The following is a 21,788-nucleotide window of genomic DNA, read 5'->3' as shown; positions in this document are numbered from 1 at the left end:
GGGGAAACCGACACCCCCGCCCATGCGGACGCCGAAGGGGGTCAGCGCACCTGGGAGCCCAGCGGCGGGCGCGCGAACGCGTAGCCGGGGGCGGTCAGACCGCCGGTGAGCTGGCGGTAGATGTCGCGAGCCACGCCGCGCATGCCCTGGCGGAACGGGTGGAAGTTGGCCGCCCGCAGCGGGTTGAGCGTGCTGCCGTTGATCCAGGCCTGCTTGCCGGCGCACGCGTCGTGGCCGCGCGAGACCGGGTAGAGGTTGAGGTAGCGCGCGCCGTTGGCCGCCGACGCCTCACGCAGCGAGCGGTTGAGGCGCTTCTCGACGCGGTTGCCCCAGCGGTAGTCGCCGGCGGCGAACTTCACGGCCTTGCAGGTGCCCTTCTCGGGCAGCAGCCGCGGGTAGCCCACGACGTACACCTCCGCGCCGGGCGCCCGGCGGTGGACCGCCCGCAGGACCTTGCCCATGTCCTTGCGGATCCGCTTCGCGTCGCGCAGCTTGGTGTCCACCCCGCGCTTGGTGAAGTGGCGCTTGCAGGGCGAGCCCTTCGGGTCCAGGTCGGCGACCGCCTCGCACACGGTGATCATCGAGCCGAACAGCTCGTAGTCGTTGCCGCCGATGCCGATGGTGACCAGATCGGTCTCGTCGGTGAGCACGTCGATCTGGGGTGCCGGCGAGGGACCGGGGACGATCGTGCTCTGCCGGCGCGACAGCAGGTCGATCGTCTCCGCGCCCGAGCACGTCACGTCGACATAGCTGGCCACCTTGAAGTAGCCGGCCAGGTAGGCCGGGTAGTTGTTGGTCGAGCGCAGGCAGCCGAGGGGGTCGACACGCTGCGCGGGCACGAGCGGGCCGGCGCTGTAGGAGTCGCCGAGCGCGACGTAGTCGATCGGCTCCTCACCGGTGACGACCTCGCTCGGAGCCGCCGAGGCGGGTGCCGACGTGAGGGACACCGATCCCAGCGGCACCGCGAGCACGGCGAGGGCGAGCACGGAGACGGCGGCGCGGGCGCGGCCGGACAGGACTGACTTCAAAGGGGTTCCCTCCCGAGGAACGTTCCGCACAGCGGACGAGACGAGCGACACAGTTGCGGTGCACCCTAGTCGGGCTAGCCTCTGCGCATGTTCTCCAAGGTGCTCGTGGCCAATCGTGGCGAGATCGCCATCCGTGCCTTCCGTGCTGCGTACGAGGTCGGCGCTCGCACGGTGGCGGTGTTCCCGCATGAGGACCGGTGGTCCGAGCACCGGCTCAAGGCCGACGAGGCCTACGAGATCGGCGAGCGCGGCCACCCCGTGCGCAACTACCTGGACCCCGAGGCCATCGTGGCCGTGGCGGTCAAGGCGGGCGCGGACGCGATCTACCCCGGCTACGGCTTCCTGTCGGAGAACCCGGCGCTGGCCGAGGCCTGCGCCAACGCGGGCATCACGTTCGTCGGGCCCACGGCCGAGGTCCTCACGCTCACGGGCAACAAGGCGCGGGCGATCGCGGCCGCCAAGAAGGCCGGCGTCCCGACGCTCGCCAGCGTGGAGCCCTCCACCGACGTCGACGCCCTCGTCGAGGCGGCCGCCGAGCTGCCCTACCCGCTCTTCGTCAAGGCCGTGGCCGGCGGCGGCGGGCGCGGGATGCGCCGCGTCGACGACCCGGCCCAGCTCCGCGAGGCGGTCGAGACCTGCATGCGCGAGGGCGAGGCGGCCTTCGGCGACCCGACCGTCTTCATCGAGCAGGCCGTGGTCGAGCCCCGCCACATCGAGGTGCAGATCCTCGCCGACGGCCACGGCAACGTCATCCACCTCTTCGAGCGTGACTGCTCCGTGCAGCGCCGCCACCAGAAGGTCGTCGAGATCGCCCCGGCCCCCAACCTGGACCCCGAGATCCGCCAGCGGATGTGCGACGACGCGGTCCGCTTCGCCCGCGAGATCGGCTACCGCAATGCGGGCACCGTCGAGTTCCTGCTCGACCGCGACGGCAACTACGTGTTCATCGAGATGAACCCCCGCATCCAGGTCGAGCACACGGTGACCGAGGAGGTCACCGACGTCGACCTGGTCCAGTCCCAGCTCCGCATCGCGGCCGGCGAGACGCTGGCCGACCTGGGCCTCTCCCAGGAGACCGTGACCGTGCGCGGCGCGGCGCTGCAGTGCCGGATCACCACCGAGGACCCCGCCAACGGGTTCCGCCCCGACACCGGCAAGATCACCGCCTACCGCTCGCCGGGCGGCGGCGGGGTGCGCATCGACGGCGGCACCGTCTACACCGGCGCCGAGGTCAGCGCCCACTTCGACTCGATGCTCGTCAAGCTCACCTGCCGGGGCCGGACGTTCGAGAAGGCGGTCGAGAAGGCACGTCGTGCGGTCGCGGAGTTCCGCATCCGCGGTGTCGCCACCAACATCGCCTTCCTGCAGGCCGTGCTCAGCGACCCCGACTTCGCCGCCGGCCACGTGACGACGTCGTTCATCGAGACCCACCCGCAGCTGCTCAAGGCCCGCACCTCGGGCGATCGCGGCACCAAGCTGCTCGCCTATCTGGCCGACGTCACCGTCAACCAGCCGCACGGCCCGGCGCCGGTCAGCCTCGACCCGTGCACCAAGCTGCCCGACGTCGACCTGGCCGTGCCCGCCCCGGACGGCACCCGCCAGCAGCTGCTGGCCCTCGGCCCGGACGCGTTCGCCCGACAGCTGCGCGAGCAGCGCAACGTCGCGGTCACCGACACCACCTTCCGCGACGCCCACCAGAGCCTGCTGGCCACCCGCGTCCGCACCCGTGACCTGGTCGCCGTCGCCGGTCACGTCGCACGGACCACCCCTGAGCTGTGGTCGATCGAGGCCTGGGGCGGCGCGACGTACGACGTGGCGCTGCGCTTCCTCGGCGAGGACCCGTGGGAGCGTCTGGCCAAGCTGCGCCAGGCCGTGCCGAACATCTGCCTGCAGATGCTGTTGCGCGGGCGCAACACGGTCGGCTACACGCCGTACCCGACCGACGTGACGAACGCCTTCGTCGCGGAGGCCGCCGCGACCGGCATCGACGTCTTCCGGATCTTCGACGCCCTCAACGACGTCGAGCAGATGCGCCCGGCCATCGAGGCAGTCCGCGCCACCGGGACCACGATCGCCGAGGTCGCGCTGTGCTACACCGGCGACCTCTCCAACCCCGACGAGCAGCTCTACACCCTCGACTACTACCTCGACCTCGCTGATCGCATCGTCGAGGCCGGCGCCCACGTGCTGGCCATCAAGGACATGGCGGGTCTGCTGCGCGCCCCCGCCGCCCGGACGCTCGTCACCGCTCTGCGCGAGCGCTTCGACCTCCCGGTCCACCTGCACACCCACGACACCGCCGGCGGCCAGCTCGCGACGCTCGTGGCCGCGATCGAGTCGGGGGTCGACGCCGTCGACGCCGCGTGCGCCTCGATGGCCGGCACCACCTCGCAGCCGGCGCTGTCCGCGCTGGTCTCGGCCACCGACCACTCCGAGCGCGAGACCGGGCTCTCCCTCGCCGCGGTCAACGCGCTCGAGCCCTACTGGGAGGCGACCCGACGCGTCTACGCGCCGTTCGAGTCCGGCCTGCCCTCCCCCACCGGCCGGGTCTACCGCCACGAGATCCCCGGCGGTCAGCTCTCCAATCTCCGCCAGCAGGCGATCGCCCTCGGACTCGGTGAGAAGTTCGAGCAGATCGAGGACATGTACGCCGCGGCCAACGACATCCTCGGCAACGTCGTGAAGGTGACCCCGTCGTCGAAGGTCGTGGGCGACCTGGCCCTGCACCTGGTCGCGGCGGGCGCCGATCCCGCGGAGTTCGCCGAGAATCCGGGCTCCTTCGACATCCCCGACTCCGTCATCGGCTTCCTCAACGGCGAGCTCGGCGACCCGCCCGGCGGCTGGCCGGAGCCGTTCCGGACCAAGGCGCTCGAGGGCCGCACCTGGAAGGCCCCTGCCGAGGCGCTCAGCGAGGAGCAGAAGCAGGGCCTGGCCCAGCACCCTCGCCAGACGCTCAACGAGCTGCTCTTCCCCGGTCCGACCAAGAGCTTCCTCGAGGCCCGCGCGACGTACGGCGACGTCTCGGTGCTGCCCACCCTGGACTACCTCTACGGTCTGCGTCAGGGCGAGGAGCGCGAGGTCGACATCGAGGAGGGCAAGCGGCTCCTGATCGGGCTGCAGGCCATCAGCGACCCCGACGAGCGTGGTCTGCGGACGGTGATGTGCGCGGTCAACGGGCAGATGCGCCCGGTCAGCGTCCGAGACCGCAGCGTCGCCGCCGAGGTCAGTGCCACCGAGAAGGCGGATCCGGCCAAGCCCGGTCACGTCGCGGCGCCCTTCCAGGGGGTCGTCTCGGTCACGGTGGAGCAGGGCGCGAAGGTGAGCGCGGGCGACACCATCGCGACGATCGAGGCGATGAAGATGGAGGCGTCGATCACCGCCCCCATCGACGGCGTCGTCGAGCGGGTGGCCCTGTCCGGGACCCAGGCCGTCGAGGGCGGCGATCTCGTGGTCGTGCTGGCCTAGCCCTTGCCTGTGCCAAGGGTCATCGGCTGATAGCGTCCACCCTCATGGGAGAGATGCCGTCGCTGGCCGTCCAGCGACGCCGCTTCCGCGTCGTGGCGCCGGCCGCCACCGTGCTCGGTCTGGCGTTCGCGCTCCTGCTGCAGCCCGCCGCACCGGAAGGCATCCGCGAGGTGGCCAGCTCGGTCGGGCTGATGCTGGGTGGCCTGCTCGGCGCCGCGAGCTGCATCTACCGCGCCGCGCTGACCCGTGGTCGCCGTCGCAGGGCGTGGGCGCTCATCACGTCCGCCGGCGTCGTCGCCCTCGCCGGCAACCTCTGGTCCACCGTCGTCGGAGCCGACCCCGTGGACGCTCCGAGTGACTTCAACGAGACGGCCCTCGCGGCCGCCCTCCTGCTGTCCATCGTGGCTCTGCTGAACTTCCCCAGCGTGCGGCGGCGGGGCTTCGACCTGCTGATGGTCGCCCTCGACGCGCTCGTGGCCGGTGCGGCCGTGCTCATCATCGCCTCGGTGCTGGTCTACTCCCAGCTGCCGACCGATCGCTCCGAGGGTCTGGACACCTACCTGATCGCGCTGGCGCTGCCGGGACTCGACGTGGTCCTGGCCAGCGTGGCGGTCCTCCTCGTCCTGCGCAGCGTGGGAAGCGACCGCCCCGCTCTGAGCCTGGTGGCCGGCGGCTTCATCGCCTACGCCGGCGCCGACCTGGCCTTCGCGGTGCTCGCCGGTCGCGGGACCTTCGAGTTCGGCAGCCTGCTCGATCTGGGCTGGATCGCCGGCTACGGACTGATCGGCCTCTCGGCCTGGTATCCCAGCGACATCACCGACATCCCGTCCGGGCGGACGGCGGTGTCGGACACGATCGGCACCGTCACGGTCTTCATCGCGCTGCTCACCGCAGCTGTGGTGCAGGCGATCTTCGGCACCGAGGAGCGCCTCGACACCAGCCAGGCGTTGCTGTGGCTCATCCTGCTGCTGCTCGTCGGCGTCCGCCAGACCCTCCTCACCCGCGACAGCGCCGCCCTGCGCCGAGGACTCGAGCGACGCGTCCGCGAGCAGACCTCCGACCTGCGCCGACTGGCCCGGCAGAACGAGGTGCTGGTGACCTCGGTGGGGGACGGCATCTACGGCGTGGACCATTCGGGGCGGATCACGTTCATCAATCCCTCGGGCGCCCGAGCGCTGGGCTACGCCCCCGAGGAGCTGCAGGGGCGCCGAGCCCACGACGAGTTCCACGCGCCGGGCGCGGACGGCCGTCCCTACCCCTGGGCGGGCTGCTACGTCACCGAGGCGATCCGGGACGGCGTGGTCTCCAACGCAGAGGAGGACGTCTACCTTCGCGCCGACGGCACCCAGTTCCCCGTCGAGATCACGGCCAGCCCGCTCCTCGACGAGGACGAGGTCCGAGGCGCGGTCGTCGTCTTCCGCGACATGACCCAGCGGCGCGAGGTCGACCGGATGAAGAACGAGTTCCTCTCCGTCGTCAGCCACGAGCTGCGCACCCCGCTCACCTCCATCCGGGGCTCTCTGGGGCTGCTCGCGAGCGGCCGCCTCGGTGAACTCCCCGAGCGCGCTGCACCCATGGTGACGATCGCCCTGGACAGCAGCGAGCGGCTGATCCGCCTGATCAACGACATCCTCGACATCGAGCGACTCGAGTCGGGGACCGGCGCGAAGAACCTCGTCCCCCTCTCGGCCCTGGAGCTCCTCGAGAGCTCGGTGCTCGAGATGGAGGGGTTCGCCGCGGCCCGCGGCGTCGAGCTCACGGTCCTGTCGTCCACCGGTGATGTGCTCGCCGACCGGGACCGCCTCGTGCAGACGCTCACGAACCTTCTCAGCAACGCGGTCAACTACTCGGAGGAGGGCGGCGTGGTCGAGGTGGCTGCGGTGGCCCAGGACGGGCAGGTGCTCTTCTCCGTCCGCGACGAGGGTCGTGGCATCCCGGCCGACCAGCTCGAGAGCATCTTCGGGCGCTTCCAGCAGGTCGACTCCTCCGATGCCCGCCAGAAGGGCGGCACCGGTCTGGGGCTGGCCATCTGCCGGGGGATCGTGGAGAGCCACGGAGGACAGATCTGGGTCGAGAGCGAGCTCGGCACCGGCACCGCCGTGCTCTTCACCCTCCCCCGGGCCGGTGCCGCCGGACTCGCCTGACCCACCCCCCGGCCGCTCAAGACCCGCCTCTGCCTGCTCCGATGCCCCGCACGACCGACATGAAGGAACCACCGTTGAACGCCGACCATCCCGCAGACCCCACGCAGGCCTCCGCGGCCCTCGACATCACGATCCGCGTCGGGAAGGGCAGCGCCCACACCCCGTTGGCCGCCTTCGACCACGCCCTGTTGACGGCCGGCGTCGCCAACTTCAACCTGATCACCCTCTCGTCGGTGATCCCGCCGGGCAGCACCCTCAGGCACGACACCTCCACGCTCGCCGGCAACCACGGCGACCGCCTCTACTGCGTGGTCTCCGCGAGCTACGCCAGCCAGCCCGGTGAGATCGCCTGGGCCGGGCTCGGCTGGACGATCGACCCTCTCACCGGCGGCGGACTCTTCGTCGAGCACCACGGCGGCAGCGAGGAGTCCCTCAGCGAGCAGATCGACCTGAGCCTCGAGGCCATGGCCCGCAACCGGGGTGGTGGCTACGGCGAGGTCCACAAGGCGATGGTCTCCGCTCACTATGAGGACCAGCCGGTCTGCGCGCTCGCCCTGGCGGCCTACCGCGTCGTGGGGTGGTGAGCATGAGCACCGACGCTTCCGCCCGGCCCGGGGAGGAGCACGATCTCGTCATCACGGTCGAGACAGGGGTCAGCGACGAGACCGCCGCCGAGTACTGGCAGCTCTACCGCAAGACCTTCGGCGAGCTCGAGACGAAGGCCGCCGCGCGCCAGGTGCTCCACGAGCACGAGTTCCTGGAGGAGATGCGTGACCCGCGCGTCGAGAAGTACGTCGCGTGGGACGGGGACCGCATCATCGGGATCTCCACCCTCACCCGCGACCTCGAGACCGTCCCGTGGATCAGCGCCGCCTACTTCGCCCACCACTTCCCCGAGCAGACTGCGCGCGGGGCCGTCTTCTACCTGGGCCTGACCCTCGTGCACGGCGACTACCGGCAGGGGCGGATCTTCGAGGCGATGATCGCGAAGATGACCCGGGTCGTCGCCGACGCGCGCGGGCTGTGCGCCTGGGACATCTGTGCGTGGAACGACGCCTGGGGGTTCGGCACCGTGATCGAGCAGATGCTGCTGCGCAACGCGGACGTCAGTGTGAAGCCGATCGACCGGCAGACCTACTACGCCGTGAGCTTCGCGGAGCCCGTCGTCGGCATGTGAATCGGTGCCGGACGACGCTTCGGCCCCTGTGGGGAGTAGGGTCACCCCGGGAGAAGTGCATGGACCACGGGGGCACGTGTTTCAGATCGCCAGCTCTTGGGAGGTGCTCGGTGGCGAACCCCACGGTGCTCGTCGTTGACGACGACGACTCGATTCGGGAGATATCCCAGCTCGCCCTCGAGCTGGTGGGCGGCTGGAACGTGGTGACGGCCGACGGCGGGGTGGCCTGCTTGGCGCGCGCACACGAGCACCTCCCCGATGCCGTCCTGCTCGACGTGATGATGCCCGACATGGACGGTCTCACGACCTTCCGGCGGATGCAGGCCGACGAGGCGCTCAAGCACATCCCCGTCATCCTGGTGACCGCCAAGGTGCAGGTGGGCAACCGTCAGATGTGGGACGGACTCCCGGTCGCGGGCGTCATCGCCAAGCCGTTCGACCCGATGACCCTCGCGAGCGAGGTCAGCCAGATGCTCGGCTGGAGCGCCTGAGTCTCAGCGCTTGCGCACAGCGAAGTCGAGCCACGTCGAGCGCAGACCCAGCACCGAGCGGAAGGTGTCGCCGGAGACCCGGACGACGCCCTTGCTGCCCGACAGCCGCAGCTGCCACACGCGGCCTCCCCACTCGCCGTTGCCGTCGCGCTCGGTGACGGTGATGGCCTGCAGGTCACCCACCGCGGGCCAGCGCGCCTCGATGGCGGCATCGGAGACGCTGGTCGTCCACTGGTGCACGGGGTTGCCCGCCCAGCCGTCGTAGCGGTCCTCGCGCGCAGGCATGTAGGGCACCGAGCCGGCCGACGTCCAGCCGCCGCTGCTCGAGCCGAACTGGGTGAACGCCGGCTTGCCCTGATAGGTCAGCGCCTGCCGTCGCGTGGCCACGATCGCGGCGTTGGAGAGGGGGTGCTCGACGTCGTAGCCGCCGTACACCTGGCACGAGGTGGTGTCGCAGATCTGGTAGTGCCCGGCCCGCGGGTGGCTGCGCTCGTACGTCGCGTAGGTGCGCGCCGCGACCGCCTGGGCGCGGACCGCCGCCGGGCTCCAGCTGGCCGGCATCTCGAGCGGGACGACCCCCTTGAGGTAGTTGTCGAGCGCGAGCACGTTGACGGTGTCCTTGGCGCGCGCGCCGGGCGTCGGCGAGGCGGCCCGGAGCCGTCCGCGGAAGCGCTGGACGCCGGCAGGCGTCACCAGCGAGATGGCGCCGCCCTTGGCATAGAACTCGCCGTCGCCGCGCAGCACCCGCCACCGCTTCCAGCCGCCGGCGCGATAGGACACGACTGTGCGTCCCGCCCTGTCGGTCGTGAGCCGCCACCGCTTCGCGCCGTTGGCGGGCAGGGTCCACGTCTTCTCGGCGGCGAGGTCGCGAACCGTGAGGTTGCTTCGAGCGGCCACCACCACGTCGTCGGAGGTGTCGTCGCTGATCATCACCGAGACGGTGCCCGCGGCGCGCGCCCACTGGGCGCCGGGATAGTAGTGCGCGATGATCTCGCGGTGGTCGAGGCCGGCGCGGGCGGCGCCCTCCGCGCCGTACTGCGACATGCCGTGGCCGTGCCCGTACCCGCGACCGCGGATCGTGATGGTGGCCGAGGTCGGCACCGTCCAGCGCTGGGAGACCCGCTTGGCATCGACGTCGTCAGCCGGGGCGGCCCCCGCGGTCGGGACGAGGGGCGAGAGCCCGGTCAGCACCAGCGTCAGGCTGGTCACCGCCAGCGCGTGGACCAAGCGGAAGGGCGGACGCATGGTGGGACTCCCGGGAGAGGTGGGGCGATTGCGAAAGATGTGCCGAAGCTGATCGCATCACGGACGGCACAGACCTGCAATCGCTTCAGACGAACCACACGACTGTAGTTAGCCGCCGGCGCGCGCAGCGGTTCAGAGCCGGTGCAGGCGTCGCGCCGCCTCGGCCACGGAGCCGCTCATCGAGGGGTAGACCGTGAAGGCGTGGGCCAGCTGGTCGGCGGTGATCGACTCCGCCACCGCGAGCGAGACGGGGTGGATGAGCTCGGAGGCTCGCGGACCCACGACCACTCCCCCGACGACGATGCCGGTCCCGGGACGGCAGAAGAGCTTCACGAAGCCGTCGCGGACGTTCTGCATCTTCGCGCGGGCGTTGCCGGCGAGGGGCAGCATCACCACGTCGGCCTGCATCTCACCGGCGTCGACCGCCTTCTGCGAGATGCCGACCGTGGCGATCTCCGGCGCCGTGAAGACGTTGGAGGAGACCTTGGCCAGGTCCAGCGGCGCGACCGCGTCACCGAGGAAGTGGTACATCGCGATCCGGCCCTGCATCGCCGCGACCGAGGCCAGCATCAGCACGCCGGTGCAGTCGCCCGCGGCGTACACCCCGCGGGCGGAGGTGCGCGAGACCCGGTCGACGTTGACGAAGCCGCCGTCCTTGAGGACGACTCCGGCCTCCTCGAGGCCGAGGCCACCGGTGTTGGGCACCGACCCGAGGGCCAGGACGCAGTGGGAGCCCTCGACGCTGCGGCCGTCGGTGAGCGTCACGGTGACGCTGTCGCCCGACCGGGTCACCGACTCCATCCGCGACTGCGAGAGCAGCTTCATCCCGCGCCGCTTGAGGACCTCCTCGAGCACCGTCGCCGCGTCGGCGTCCTCGCCGGGCAGCACGCGGTCGCGCGAGGAGACCAGCGTGACGTCGATGCCGAGCGCGAGATAGGCCGACGCGAACTCCGCGCCGGTGACGCCCGAGCCGACCACGATCAGCTTCTCAGGGACCTCGGTCATGTCGTAGACCTGCTCCCAGGTCAGGATCCGCTCGCCGTCCGGCTGCGCCGTGGGGAGGGTCCGGGGCGCCGCGCCGGTGGCGACCAGGATCGCGCCGGCGTCGAGGACCTCCTCACCCCCGTCGGCCAGGCTCGCCACGACGCGCTGCGGGCCGTCGAGACGCCCGTAGCCGCGCACGACTCGCACGCCGTCACGCTCGAGTCGACGGGTGATGTCGCCCGACTGGTCGGCCGCGAGCTGCTTGACCCGCTCGTTGACGCGGCCCAGGTCGACGCGGATCGCCGAGGCGGCATCGCCCTGGTGGTCCTCGAAGTTCACCCCGAGCTCCGCCGCACCGGCGACGTCGGTCATCAGCTCGGCGGTGGCGATCAGCGTCTTGCTCGGGACGCAGTCGGTGAGCACCGCTGACCCACCGATCCCGTCCGAGTCGACGACGGTCACCTCGGCGCCCAGCTGGGCCGCGACCAGCGCGGACTCGTAGCCTCCGGGACCTCCACCGATGATGACGACGCGGTTCACGCTTATCCACCTGCTCCTGGTTGGCTCTGCTGCTGTCTGGCTCTGCTGGTGTCCGGCTCTGCTGGGTGTCGGGGGCCGCTGCTGTGCCGCTAGAAGTTGATCATGTGGCCGGAGATGCCGTGCACGGCCTCCTTGACCGCCTCGGACAGCGTCGGGTGGGCGAAGACGTTGCGCGACACCTCGTCGGCGGTCAGGTCCCACTGCTGGGCCAGCGTCAGCACCGGGAGCAGCTCGGTCGCGTCGGGGCCGATGATGTGCGCGCCGATGATCTCGTTGTGCTCGGCGTCCGCGATCACCTTGACGAAGCCGACCGGCTCGCCGAGTCCGGCGGCCTTGCCGTTGGCGCTGAAGGGGAACGTCGACGTCTTCACGTCGTACCCCTTCTCGCGTGCCTGGGCCTCGGAGTAGCCGAAGGAGCCGATCTGCGGCTGGCAGTACGTCGCGCGCGGGACCATGTCGAAGTCGACCGGCATCGTCTCGGCGCCCGCGATGGTCTCCGCGGCGACGATGCCCATCGCCTCGGCCACGTGGGCGAGCATCATCTTGCCGGTGACGTCGCCGATGGCGTAGACGCCCCCCACGTTGGTGCGGCCGAACTCGTCGATCGCGATCGCGCCGCGCTCGGTCAGCTCCACGCCGGTGTTCTCGAGGCCGTAGCCGTCGGTGCGCGGCGCGAAGCCGATCGCCTGCAGGACCTTGTCGGTCTCCAGGACCTGCTGGTCACCGCCGCCGGCGGGGCTGACCGTGACCTTGACCTTGTCGCCGGAGTCGTCGATGGACTCCACCTTGGTCGAGAGCATCACCTTGACGCCCAGCTTCTTGTACTGCTTGGCGAGCTCCTTGGACACGTCGGCGTCCTCGGTAGGGACCATCCGGTCCAGGAACTCGACGATCGTGACGTCCACGCCGAAGTTCTTCATGACGTAGGCGAACTCGACGCCGATGGCGCCGGACCCGGCGATGATGATCGAGCCGGGGAGCTCGGAGTCGAGGATCTGCTCCTCGTAGGTCACCACGCGCTCGCTCAGCGAGGTGCCCGGGATCAGCCGCGTCGTCGCACCGGCCGCGATGATCATGTTGTCGCAGGTGTAGGACGTGACGTTGCCGTCGGCGTCCTTGACGTCCAGGGCCTTGGGGCCGGTGAGCGTGCCCCAGCCGTTGATCTCCTGGATCTTGTTCTTCTTCATCAGGAAGTGGACGCCCTTGACGATCCCGTCCGAGACCTGGCGGCTGCGCTTGTGCGTCGGGCCGAACGACATCGTGGCGTCGCCCTCGATGCCGAACTTGGCCTTCTCGTGGGTGAGGGTGTGCGCGAGCTCGGCGTTCTTGAGCAGCGCCTTCGAGGGGATGCAGCCCACGTTGAGGCACACACCTCCCCAATACTTCTCCTCCACCACTGCGACGGAGAGCCCGAGCTGGGCCGCACGAATCGCCGCCACGTATCCACCGGGGCCGGCACCAAGGACGAGAACGTTGAAGTGGGTCACGAGGCCCAGCCTAGGCCTTGGGCCCACGTGCGCCCCACCCCCCTGGCCACCCCTCTGGCCGACCCGGGGAGGGCACCGGTGGCATGAGCCGTGACCGGGAGCGGATAACGTTGCCGCTCGTGACGCTCTACGCCGCCTACGGGTCGAACATGGACCCTGCCCGGATGAGTGAGCGCTGCCCCCACTCCCCCCTGCAGACGACCGGCTGGCTCCAGGGCTGGCGGCTGACGTTCGGCGGCGAGGAGCACGGCTGGGACGGCGCACTCGCCACGATCGTCGAGGACCCCATCGAGCAGGTCTTCGTCGCGGTCTACGACATCACCCCCGAGGACATGGCCGCCCTCGACGGCTGGGAGTCCGCCGACACCGGCCTCTTCCGCAAGACCAAGGTCCGCGTCGCCACGCTCACCGGGGACCTCGTCGTGTGGGCCTACGTCCTCGATGCCTTCGAGGGCGGCCTGCCCTCCGCGTCGTACCTCGGTGTGCTCGCGGACGCCGCCGAGGCCGCCGACGCCCCCGCCGACTACGTCGCCCGCCTGCGCCGCCGCCCCTGCCGCTCCAACGGCCTCTAGCCCACTCGGCGCAGTTTCACCCCCCAGGCGGCGCAGTTTCACCGCCGAGTCGGCGCAGTTTCACCGCCGAGCCGGCGCAGTTTCACGCCGTACGGCGGACGGTCGGTGAAATTGCGCCGACTCGACCGTCAAGATGCGCCGAGTCGGCTTGGAGGGACCGCCACGCTCAGTCGCCCGCGGACGCGGTGTGGCAGACAGCCTCGACGTTGTTGCCGTCCGGGTCGCGCACGAAGGCCCCGTAGTAGTGCTCGTGGTACTCCGGCCACAGCCGAGGCTCGTGCAGCGACTCCATCCCGAGCTCCAGCGCCGCGGCGTGGAACGCCCGCACCTGCGCGGCGTCGGTGGCCGTGAAGGCGATGTGCATCTCCCGGTTGGGTCCCGTGTCGGGCATGGTGCCCACCCAGAACTGCGGCTGCTCCGTGCCGTAGCCGACGGCCACGTCGAAGTCCATCAATCGGCGGTGCCCCAGCACGCCGAGCACCTTGTCGTAGAACGCCTTCGCCGCCTCGAGGTCGGCGCAGTTGATGCCGAAGTGATCGATCATCCTCCCACCCTCGTCCCGCAGGCACGCGGTCGACAAGAGGCTTGAGGACCAAGGTCCCGACGATTCCGGGTGGGCCCCCACCCCGGGTCTAGAGTTCGCCCGTGACCGAGAACCAGGACCTGGCCCGCCAGGCAGCACATGCCCTCGCCGAGATCACCGGCGTCGAGAAGCACGACATCGCCCTGGTGATGGGCTCCGGCTGGTTGCCGGCCGTCGACGCGCTCGGTGAGGCGACCGCGGAGATCCCCGTGACCGACCTGCCCGGCTTCGCGCCGCCCGCCGTCGAGGGGCACTCCGGCACGATCCGCTCGGTCCGCGCGGGCGATCGCAACCTCCTGGTGTTCCTGGGCCGCACCCACTTCTACGAGGGTCGCGGCGTCGCCGCCGTCGTGCACGGTGTGCGCACCGCCGCCGCCGCGGGCTGCCGCGCGATCGTGCTCACCAACGGCTGCGGAGGGCTCAAGGACACCTGGGAGCCCGGCCAGCCGGTGCTGATCAGCGACCACATCAACCTGACCGCGACCTCCCCGATCGAGGGCGCGAACTTCGTCGACCTCACCGACCTCTACTCGAGCCGACTGCGCTCCCTGTGCCGCGAGCTCGACCCCAGCCTCGACGAGGGCGTCTACGTGCAGCTGCCCGGCCCGCACTACGAGACCCCGGCCGAGATCGGCATGGTCCGCGCCATCGGCGGCGACCTGGTCGGCATGAGCACCACCCTCGAGGCAATCGCCGCCCGCGAGGCCGGCATGGAGATCCTGGGCATCAGCCTGGTCACCAACCTCGCCGCGGGCATCACGGGCGAGCCCCTCAACCACGAGGAGGTCCTCGAGTCCGGCCGCGCCGCCGCGACGCGGATGGGCGACCTGCTCGGCAAGATCGTCCCGCGCATCTAGCCCAGGCTGAGGACACCGTGCCCAAGATCTCCGGCGCCACGCTCGCGGACCACCGCGAGCAGGTGCGCCGCCACGTGTTCGACGCCTTCGCCGAGCTGATGGCCGAGCACAGCTTCGAGGCGATCTCGATGGCACAGATCGCCGCCCGCGCGGGACTGGGGCGCACGGCGATCTATCACCACTTCCCCGACAAGGAGGCCGTGGTGGTGGCCTTCGCCTCGCACGAGACCGCGCAGTACGTCGCGGACCTCAGCCAGGCGCTGACCGGGTCCGACGATCCGGTGGCGCGGCTGGGGGTCTACATCCGCCACCAGCTGCGTGCCGGGGAGCAGTTCCACATGGGTCTCGGGGTCCAGCTGATCGGCATGCTCAGCCCGCAGGCACGCCAGGAGATCCGCGAGCACGTCGTCGCGGTCGAGAGCGTGCTGCGCGCGATCGTCGAGGCCGGGGTGGCGTCGGGCGACTTCGTGGTCGACGACGTCGACACCACCATGTCGCTGGTCCACGCGTGCCTCAGCCCGCGACACCTGCCGGCCGACGAGATCGAGCGCTTCGTCCTGCGCGGCCTGGGTGTCGCGGGCTGAGCCCGCTCGTGCGAACTACCTCTTGATCCGGAACCGCACGGTCCGGCCGACAGCCGTGTACGACGCGTCGCCGGCGTAGCGCACCGTGAGCCTGCGCGGCCCCTTCGCGCCCGAGGGCAGGCGCAGCGTCACCTTGCCCGCCCGGTTGAGCGTCGCTGCGTAGCGCTTGACGACCTTGGACCCACGCAGGACCTGGACCTTGACCTTGCCCGTGGCCGCGCCCTCGCTGCCTCGGACGGTGACCACGGCCCTGCCGGCAGCGCGCGTGGTCGGCGCCTTCCCGACCTTGACAGCGAGCGCGGGCCGCACCTTCGCGGGCGCCTGCAGGGCCGACCAGTCGATGGTGACCGGGGTGACCGTGTCCTGCGTGGTGCTCGAGTGCGTGTGCGCCTGCCAGGTGAACACGGCGTACTCCGTGCCGGGCGTCAGCTTCTCGGTCGGCGCGACCAGCGACGCGGCGAAGGTGCTGCCGGTGAACCGGCTGGCCATCACCCAGTCGACGACGGCGAAGGGCGACGTGCCGCTCTCGCGGTCGGAGAAGTCGATCTCGGTGTCGGCCGGCGCCAGGCCGACGTAGACGCCGTTGTCCCCCGGGTTGGTCGCCGGGTTGAAGCCCACCCCTCGGACCCCGACGGTGACACCGTCCGCCTGCGACGCAGCGGTCACCGTCGCGGTGACGGTCGGGACGGCCACGGCGCTGACGGCCCCGGGCCCCTTCTTCGCGTCCGAGCCGGCGCCGCTTGCATAGAAGTGGGCGCGCACCCCGGGGGTGAGCTGGCCGAGGAAGTCGGGGTGGAAGCTCTGGCCGTCGACCGGCTTCCCTTCGGCGATGCCCAGCTCGCTGGCGCGCGCCGAGCCGGCCGGCAGCACGCCGGCCCAGTCGAGGGTCGCGCTCGTGCCGCCGGCACTCGTCGTGGCACCCCCGAACTCGGCCACGGTGACCCGCGTCGGCTCGGTGCTGGAGGCGGGGTTCCCCATCGCGGCGGCGTTCGTCGCGGACACCACGGCCGTGACCGCACCGTCGCCGTCCGCCTCGACCGTGACCTGCGGCTCGGCGATCGTGACGGCGTAGTACTCGGTCCCCATCATCGCGAACGAGCCGCGCACGCTGCCGTCGTAGGAGTAGGTCACGTCCCCGTCGGCGGCGACGCTCGTCGCCTCGCCCGGGAAGGAGAAGACCTGGGCGTCGGCGTCGAACGACGCCCCTCCGGTCAGCGCCCGGGTGGAGAGGTGGTCGACGAACTGCTGGGAGATCGACCACGTCAGCGACGGTGCAGCGACGGGGTCGGCGGCCTGCGCGGCCGGGCCGGCCAGCGCAAGGACCGAGGTCGCCAGCACTGTGGAGAGGCCGGCAGCGACGAGCCGCGACCTCAGACGGGTGGGAGTGGACATGGGTGTTCCTTTCGTGGGTGCACAGGGAGAGGGAGCAGGAGAAGGAGCGCGGCCGCCAGCAGCAGCCCGCCCCCGAGCCACCAGAGGCGCTCAGACGACCTGGGGACGGTCGGCCCTGGGGCGGTGGCGGACGACGCGGCCGTGAGTTCGACGGTCCGGGGGCCCTGACGCAGGCCCGGACTCGACTCCTCGGCGGCGGCGGGGACCGGTCCGGGGGCCGCTGCGGGGGCAGACCGGCTCGCGACGGGGATCGGTGCAGGATCCGCGGGTGCAGGGCTCGCCGGCGGCACGACCACCGGGTTCTCCACCTCGGGCTCGACGGGCACGTCAGTCGTCGGAGGCGGCGCCGCGACCTCGGCCGTCGACCAGCTCACGGTGAGTGGCAGCGGGGCCTTGGTCTCGTCGGAGCGCAACCCGGTGGAGTACCAGAACTGGTCGACCCCGAGATCGCGGAGATAGCCCACGAACGACGCGGGGAAGGCGCCGGCGTGCGGGCCGCTCAGGTCCTGGGGCTGGCTCCCGTCCACGCGGACACCGTGATAGGCCGGCGCCGCGGTGAGCCCGAGCTCTCCCAGGGTCACCGAGGGCAGGTCCGCGATGGTGACCCGCCGCGGCGCGGCCGGCGTCCAGCTGCCGGTGTCGTCGCGGTCGGCGACGAACCCGCCGAGGACCGCGGTGACGCTGCCCCTGCCGTCGGCCACCTCGAGGACGGGGTCGCTCACCGTGAACACGGAGTTGCCCGCGTAGTAGACGACCGTGAAGGTCCCCCGCCAGACGAGGCTCGCCGTACCGGCTGCCACGTCGACCGTCCCCGATCCGCCGCGGATCGCGACCGCGTGGTCGCTGAAGGGTCCGTAGACGCCGATCGGTGCACCGGCCGGCGAGGTCGCGAGACCGGCCCAGCTGGCGCGCCGCCACCCCGCCCCCGTCCGCTTCTCGACGGTGACCGTCCCCTGGGCCGCCCGCCACTGCGACTGCTTGAGGCTCGCGCCGCCCCGACCGGGATCGGCGACGCCTGCGGCCAGGAAGTTGATCGCGGCCGGGTTGTGGGAGCGCGCGTTGCTCTGGTTGCTCACGCCCCAGCGGAAGACCGCGCCGCTGACCTCGCGCGGCACCGCGGGGTCGGGGCTCTGCGCCGGCTCGGCGCTGGACGGCCCGACGCCGAGCCCGAGACAGACGAGGGCGAGCGCCACCAGGACGGCCGCGAGGTCACGCCGACGCACGACGCCTCCTCATCAGACGGACGACGGTGACCAGGAGCGAGGCCAGGAGGATGCCGGCCGCCACGCCGAGGAACACCCGGGGCGCCGTCGCTGCCTCCTGCACGGCCACCCGCTCCGCCGCCAGGGTTCCCGGCTCGGGTTCACCCTCCAGCCCCGGGGCGGCCGGAGCAGCCGCGAACCGGACGGACGGAGCCCGGTCGACCCCGAAGAGCCGCAGCTCATGGGTGCCTGCCCCCAGGTCGGCAGGCAGCGACACCACCCCGGCGAGCTGGCCGGTGTCACCGACGACGAACGGGCCGCTCGCGGCCAGCCCGTCGTCAAGGACCACCGACACCTGCTCGCCCGGCACCAGGTTGCTCGCGCTGAACGCCAGCACGTGGCCGGCGCGCGCCGAGTCACGATCGATCGCCAGGCGAGGGCGGCCCCGCGCGGACGGGCGCTCGGACTCGTCGCTGCCCGCGACACCGGGACGCCCGGCTGTCCCCGCCGTCCCGCCGGTCCCCGACTCCCGGGCCGCGCCCTGACGCACGCCACTCTCGCCGTACAGGTCCTTGACCACGACCGGGGTGAACGTCTCGTTGGTCGCGTTCTTGACGCCGTGGGCACCGACGGTGATCACTCCGCAGGTGACCCTGCGGCAGTCGACCGTGCGGACCGTGCCGTTGCGCCCGACGGCCTCGAAGACCGGGCCGGGCACGAGGAGCTCGGCCGACCAGTCACCGGTCTCGCTCATCGTGCCGCCGTTGGCGGAGTCTGCGGTGTCGGACCCGGGGAACGCGACGAAGCGCTGGAAGCCCTGGTTGGCCCGGGCCTCGCCGTCGGGCACGTAGACGTAGTCCTCCCCCGAGACGCCTCCCTTGCTGGGCCGCCAGCTGCCACTCGCCGTCCCGAACCACACGTAGATGCCACCGTGACCGCCGCGCACCGACTGGAAGCCACGGCCGCTGACCGTCAGCGTCGTGGAGTACGACGCGTCGATGGCCGCGCCGGACCCGGCGGCGTCGATGCTCACCCGGGCGGATGCCTGTGCCGGTGCCGGCACGACGAGCAGGGCCGCCAGCACGGACAGCAGCAGGGCGAGGACACGGGCCTTCATGGGCGCTCCTGGGGGACGGGGAGCCGCGGGCTCCGGACGGGTACGACGAGCAGCTGGTGGTCGTGGGCGATGACGTCGACGGGGTGCTGGTAGACCTCGCTGAGCAGCGGGCCGGTGAGCACGTCGGCGGGCGGGCCGCAGGCGCGGACGTGGCCGTGGGAGAGCACGCAGACCCGGTCGGCGTGGGCCGCGGCGAGCGAGAGGTCGTGCAGCACGACGACGACCGCGGCGCCGGCGCGGGCGCTCGTCCGAGCCACCTCGAGCAGCTGCTCCTGGTGCTTGATGTCGAGGGCCGCGGTGGGCTCGTCGAGGAGCATCACCGGCGCCTCCTGCGCGAGCAGCCGGGCGAACGACGTCCGCGCCTGCTCACCGCCCGACAGCGTCGGGAAGAGCCGCTCGGCCAGGTGGGTGACGTCGCCGGACTCCATCGCGGCGTCGACCACCACGTCGTCGTCATCGGCGCGGGTGGTGCGGTGCCACGGCGTGCGGCCCATCCGGACGACCTCGTGGGCCCGGAAGCCGAACGACAGCCCCTGCTTCTGCAGCAGCACCGCCCGCTCCCGCGCCAGGTCGCGTGCCGAGTGCCGCGCCAGTGGAGTGCCCCCGAGGTCGACGCTGCCGGTGGTGGGGACGGTGTCGCCGGACAGCACGGAGAGCAGCGTCGACTTGCCGGCGCCGTTGGGGCCGACCAGCGCCAGGACCTCGCCGGTCCGCACATCGAGGTCGACGTCGCGCAGGATCGGCGCGCCCCCGAGCACCACTCCGACGCCACGCGCGCTCAGCGCCACCGCGGCCCGCGCACTCACGGCCGCGCTCACGCCCAGCCCCCCGCCGTACGACGCGCGCGGCGCAGCAGCCAGAAGAAGAACGGGCCGCCCACCAGTGAGGTGAGCATCCCGATCGGCAGATCGGCGTAGGCGATCGCGGTGCGGGCCCAGAGGTCGGCGAGCACCAGGAGCACCGCACCCCCGAGGGCGCTGGCCGGGATCAGCAGCCGGTGTCCGGGGCCGACGATCATCCGGACCAGGTGCGGCACCACGAGGCCGACGAAGGCGATGACGCCGCAGAACGCCACCGCGCCCGCGGTCAGCACCGCGACGACGACGATGCTGACCAGCCGCAGCCGCTCGACGTCGACGCCCACGTGACGCGCGGCGCGGTCGCCGAGCGCGAGCAGGTCGAGGCGTCGCGCGAGCAGCAGCGCCCCGGCCAGGCCGACGAGCGTGAGCGGCAGCGTCACCATGACGTACTCGCCACGCGAGCCGTTGAGGCTGCCGAGCTGCCAGAAGACGATCTCCTCGCGGGCCTGGGTGTCTCCGAGGAACATCAGGAAGGCCAGCCCCGCGCCGGTCATCGCGTTGATCGCGATGCCGGTCAGCACCAGCGTCACCACCTCGGTCCGGCCCGCGTCGCGGGAGAGGACGTAGACGAGCAGCGTGGTGATGAGCCCGCCCACGAAGGCGGCGAGCGCGACAGTCCACGGGCCGGCGAAGGTGAGGTCGAACACGATGACGCAGGCCGCGGCGACGGCGGCACCCGAGGAGACGCCGACGACGCCGGGCTCGGCGAGCGGGTTGCCGAAGACGCCCTGCATCACGGCGCCGGCGGTAGCGAGCGCCGCGCCCGCGAGCACCGCCATCGCGACCCGTGGGAAGCGCACCTGCCACAGGGTGTTGTCGCCTTGGGGGTGGCTGGGCATCGGGCCCAGGTCGAGCCCGATCCGGTGCAGGACCGAGCCGAGCACCTCGCTGGAGGGGATCGCCAGCTGGCCGTTGCCTGCGGAGGCCACGACGGCCGCGAGCAGCCCGCACACGAGGACCGCGTAGAGACCGGTGCGGGTGGCGAGCACGCTCACGAGAGGGCGTCCGGGGCATGCACGGCGACGGCCAGCGCGTTGAGCACCTCGGCCGTGCGCGGGCCGTAGCCGAGGACCAGGGAGTCCTCCATGTCCACGAAGCGCTCGTGCTGGCCGGCAGGGGTCTGGGCCAGGGCGGGCAGCCGCTCGAGCAGACCCTCGACGCCGCCGGCCGACTCGAGGCCGTGGCTCATCATCACGATCAGGTCGGGCTGGGCCGCGATGAGCCCCTCGTCGGTCACCGGCTTCATGCCGGACCAGCCGATCTCCTCGGCGACGTCGTAGGCCCCGACGGCCTCGAAGAGCGAGTCGGCCCCGGAACCCGTGCCGAACATGTAGTAGACGCCGGCGTTGCCACGCACGTAGAGGAAGACCGCCCGCAGCCGGTCGCGCTGCTCGGCGGGAGCCACCGCCTCGATCTGCGCCACCACGTCGTCCACCTCGCTGCGCGTGCGATCGGCGAGCTGCCGACCCGCGCCCGGTACGCCGAGGGCCGCGGCGGTCTGCTCGATCAGCGAGCCGACGTTGTCCAGGGAGCGCTCGGCGTCGAGCACGACCACGGGGACTCCCGCGTCACGCATCTGCAGCACGACGTCCCAGGGCCCCAGCGAGGTGTCGGTGATGATCAGCGTGGGATCCAGGGCCAGGATCGCCTCGGCGTTGAGGTCGTGGCCGCCCTGCGTGACCAGGGGGAGGTCGGCGGCCTCGGGGAACTGCGTGGAGACGTCGCGACCCACCAGCCGGTCCCCGAGGCCGAGCTCGAAGACGGTCCGCGACAGCGTCCCGTGGACGTCGAGGGCGAGCACGCGGGACACGTCGCGGACCGTCACCCGGGTCCCCTGGGCGTCGGTGAGCGTGACCGGCAGCTGGGGGCGGGCGTCCGACACGGGGGAAACGGGCGCCTCGGCGACCCCGGCAGTCACGGGGCCCTCCCAGCTGCGCGGATCGGCCAGGGGCTCCACCGTGGACAGGGGCGGTGCGACGGTAGTCGCTGCCCCGCCCCCAGCCCCTCCCTCGTCGGCACCGCTCCGGTCGATCCCGCAGGCGCTGACGAGCAGGACGAGT

General features: G+C 71.8%; 19 protein-coding genes. 8 read left to right on the top strand and 11 right to left on the bottom strand.

Annotated features, from left to right (window positions below; genetic code table 11):
- Window positions 1–41: 41 nt before the first annotated feature.
- The gene (locus tag ACYU7L_RS21005; RefSeq protein ID WP_460800650.1) at window positions 42–1,028 is read right to left on the bottom strand and encodes an SGNH/GDSL hydrolase family protein; all 987 of its coding nucleotides are present in this window, start codon (window positions 1,026–1,028) and stop codon (window positions 42–44) included.
- Between the two features lie 87 nt (window positions 1,029–1,115).
- Here ACYU7L_RS21005 and ACYU7L_RS21000 point away from each other — a divergent pair, with 87 nt between their 5' ends.
- The 5 genes from ACYU7L_RS21000 to ACYU7L_RS20980 all read left to right on the top strand — a co-directional run bounded on the left by ACYU7L_RS21000 (window position 1,116) and on the right by ACYU7L_RS20980 (window position 8,305).
- Window positions 1,116–4,493 carry a pyruvate carboxylase gene (locus ACYU7L_RS21000; protein WP_460800648.1) on the top strand — a complete coding sequence of 1,126 codons (3,378 nt, stop codon included), beginning with the start codon at window positions 1,116–1,118 and terminating at the stop codon, window positions 4,491–4,493.
- 44 nt (window positions 4,494–4,537) lie between these two features.
- Complete coding sequence (locus ACYU7L_RS20995) at window positions 4,538–6,637, top strand: sensor histidine kinase (RefSeq protein ID WP_460800646.1); 2,100 nt, start codon at window positions 4,538–4,540, stop codon at window positions 6,635–6,637.
- Between the two features lie 41 nt (window positions 6,638–6,678).
- Window positions 6,679–7,221 carry a pyruvoyl-dependent arginine decarboxylase gene (locus ACYU7L_RS20990; protein ID WP_460800644.1) on the top strand — a complete coding sequence of 181 codons (543 nt, stop codon included), beginning with the start codon at window positions 6,679–6,681 and terminating at the stop codon, window positions 7,219–7,221.
- Between the two features lie 2 nt (window positions 7,222–7,223).
- Entirely contained in the window at window positions 7,224–7,814 is a 591-nt protein-coding gene (locus ACYU7L_RS20985; protein WP_460800642.1) for a hypothetical protein, read from the top strand.
- Between the two features lie 110 nt (window positions 7,815–7,924).
- Window positions 7,925–8,305 (top strand): response regulator, encoded by a 381-nt coding sequence (locus ACYU7L_RS20980; RefSeq protein ID WP_460800640.1) that lies wholly within the window; start codon window positions 7,925–7,927, stop codon window positions 8,303–8,305.
- Between the two features lie 3 nt (window positions 8,306–8,308).
- Here the strand turns inward: ACYU7L_RS20980 and ACYU7L_RS20975 are convergent, their stop codons facing one another.
- The 3 genes from ACYU7L_RS20975 to lpdA all read right to left on the bottom strand — a co-directional run bounded on the left by ACYU7L_RS20975 (window position 8,309) and on the right by lpdA (window position 12,561).
- The gene (locus tag ACYU7L_RS20975) at window positions 8,309–9,550 is read right to left on the bottom strand and encodes a SpoIID/LytB domain-containing protein (RefSeq protein ID WP_460800638.1); all 1,242 of its coding nucleotides are present in this window, start codon (window positions 9,548–9,550) and stop codon (window positions 8,309–8,311) included.
- A 132-nt stretch (window positions 9,551–9,682) separates the two neighbouring features.
- The gene (locus tag ACYU7L_RS20970; protein ID WP_460800637.1) at window positions 9,683–11,074 is read right to left on the bottom strand and encodes an NAD(P)H-quinone dehydrogenase; all 1,392 of its coding nucleotides are present in this window, start codon (window positions 11,072–11,074) and stop codon (window positions 9,683–9,685) included.
- 89 nt (window positions 11,075–11,163) lie between these two features.
- Window positions 11,164–12,561, bottom strand: coding sequence for a dihydrolipoyl dehydrogenase (gene lpdA / locus ACYU7L_RS20965; RefSeq protein ID WP_460800636.1), 1,398 nt, complete (start codon window positions 12,559–12,561; stop codon window positions 11,164–11,166).
- Window positions 12,562–12,680: 119 nt separating this feature from the next.
- Here lpdA and ACYU7L_RS20960 point away from each other — a divergent pair, with 119 nt between their 5' ends.
- Complete coding sequence (locus ACYU7L_RS20960; protein WP_460800635.1) at window positions 12,681–13,133, top strand: gamma-glutamylcyclotransferase family protein; 453 nt, start codon at window positions 12,681–12,683, stop codon at window positions 13,131–13,133.
- A 166-nt stretch (window positions 13,134–13,299) separates the two neighbouring features.
- Here ACYU7L_RS20960 and ACYU7L_RS20955 read toward each other — a convergent pair whose 3' ends face one another.
- Entirely contained in the window at window positions 13,300–13,677 is a 378-nt protein-coding gene (locus ACYU7L_RS20955; protein WP_460800633.1) for a VOC family protein, read from the bottom strand.
- A gap of 101 nt (window positions 13,678–13,778) precedes the next feature.
- Here ACYU7L_RS20955 and ACYU7L_RS20950 point away from each other — a divergent pair, with 101 nt between their 5' ends.
- Together ACYU7L_RS20950 and ACYU7L_RS20945 are read left to right on the top strand one after the other, a co-directional pair.
- Window positions 13,779–14,573, top strand: a complete 795-nt coding sequence (locus ACYU7L_RS20950) for a purine-nucleoside phosphorylase (RefSeq protein ID WP_460800630.1) — start codon at window positions 13,779–13,781, stop codon at window positions 14,571–14,573.
- A 17-nt stretch (window positions 14,574–14,590) separates the two neighbouring features.
- Complete coding sequence (locus ACYU7L_RS20945; protein WP_460800628.1) at window positions 14,591–15,157, top strand: TetR/AcrR family transcriptional regulator; 567 nt, start codon at window positions 14,591–14,593, stop codon at window positions 15,155–15,157.
- 15 nt (window positions 15,158–15,172) lie between these two features.
- On the opposite strand, the gene ACYU7L_RS20940 is transcribed toward ACYU7L_RS20945, so the two are convergent.
- From ACYU7L_RS20940 to ACYU7L_RS20915, 6 genes are read right to left on the bottom strand one after another with little or no spacing between them, the layout of a single operon-like run.
- On the bottom strand, window positions 15,173–16,549 hold the full coding sequence (locus ACYU7L_RS20940; protein WP_460800626.1) for a hypothetical protein: 1,377 nt from the start codon (window positions 16,547–16,549) through the stop codon (window positions 15,173–15,175).
- On the bottom strand, window positions 16,528–17,772 hold the full coding sequence (locus ACYU7L_RS20935; RefSeq protein WP_460800624.1) for a hypothetical protein: 1,245 nt from the start codon (window positions 17,770–17,772) through the stop codon (window positions 16,528–16,530). Before ACYU7L_RS20935 ends, ACYU7L_RS20940 begins: the two co-directional genes overlap by 22 nt.
- A complete protein-coding gene (locus tag ACYU7L_RS20930; protein ID WP_460800623.1) occupies window positions 17,759–18,868 on the bottom strand; it encodes a hypothetical protein in 1,110 nt (369 codons plus the stop codon). Before ACYU7L_RS20930 ends, ACYU7L_RS20935 begins: the two co-directional genes overlap by 14 nt.
- On the bottom strand, window positions 18,865–19,656 hold the full coding sequence (locus ACYU7L_RS20925) for a heme ABC transporter ATP-binding protein (RefSeq protein WP_460801732.1): 792 nt from the start codon (window positions 19,654–19,656) through the stop codon (window positions 18,865–18,867). Before ACYU7L_RS20925 ends, ACYU7L_RS20930 begins: the two co-directional genes overlap by 4 nt.
- Before the next feature lie 26 nt (window positions 19,657–19,682).
- The gene (locus ACYU7L_RS20920) at window positions 19,683–20,723 is read right to left on the bottom strand and encodes a FecCD family ABC transporter permease (RefSeq protein ID WP_460800621.1); all 1,041 of its coding nucleotides are present in this window, start codon (window positions 20,721–20,723) and stop codon (window positions 19,683–19,685) included.
- Window positions 20,720–21,646, bottom strand: a complete 927-nt coding sequence (locus ACYU7L_RS20915) for a heme/hemin ABC transporter substrate-binding protein (protein WP_460800617.1) — start codon at window positions 21,644–21,646, stop codon at window positions 20,720–20,722. Before ACYU7L_RS20915 ends, ACYU7L_RS20920 begins: the two co-directional genes overlap by 4 nt.
- Window positions 21,647–21,788: the final 142 nt, after the last annotated feature.

The organism is Nocardioides pacificus, from assembly GCF_054775955.1.
Note: the sequence above shows the minus strand (reverse complement) of the source record. Positions and strands in the feature narration are given on the sequence as shown.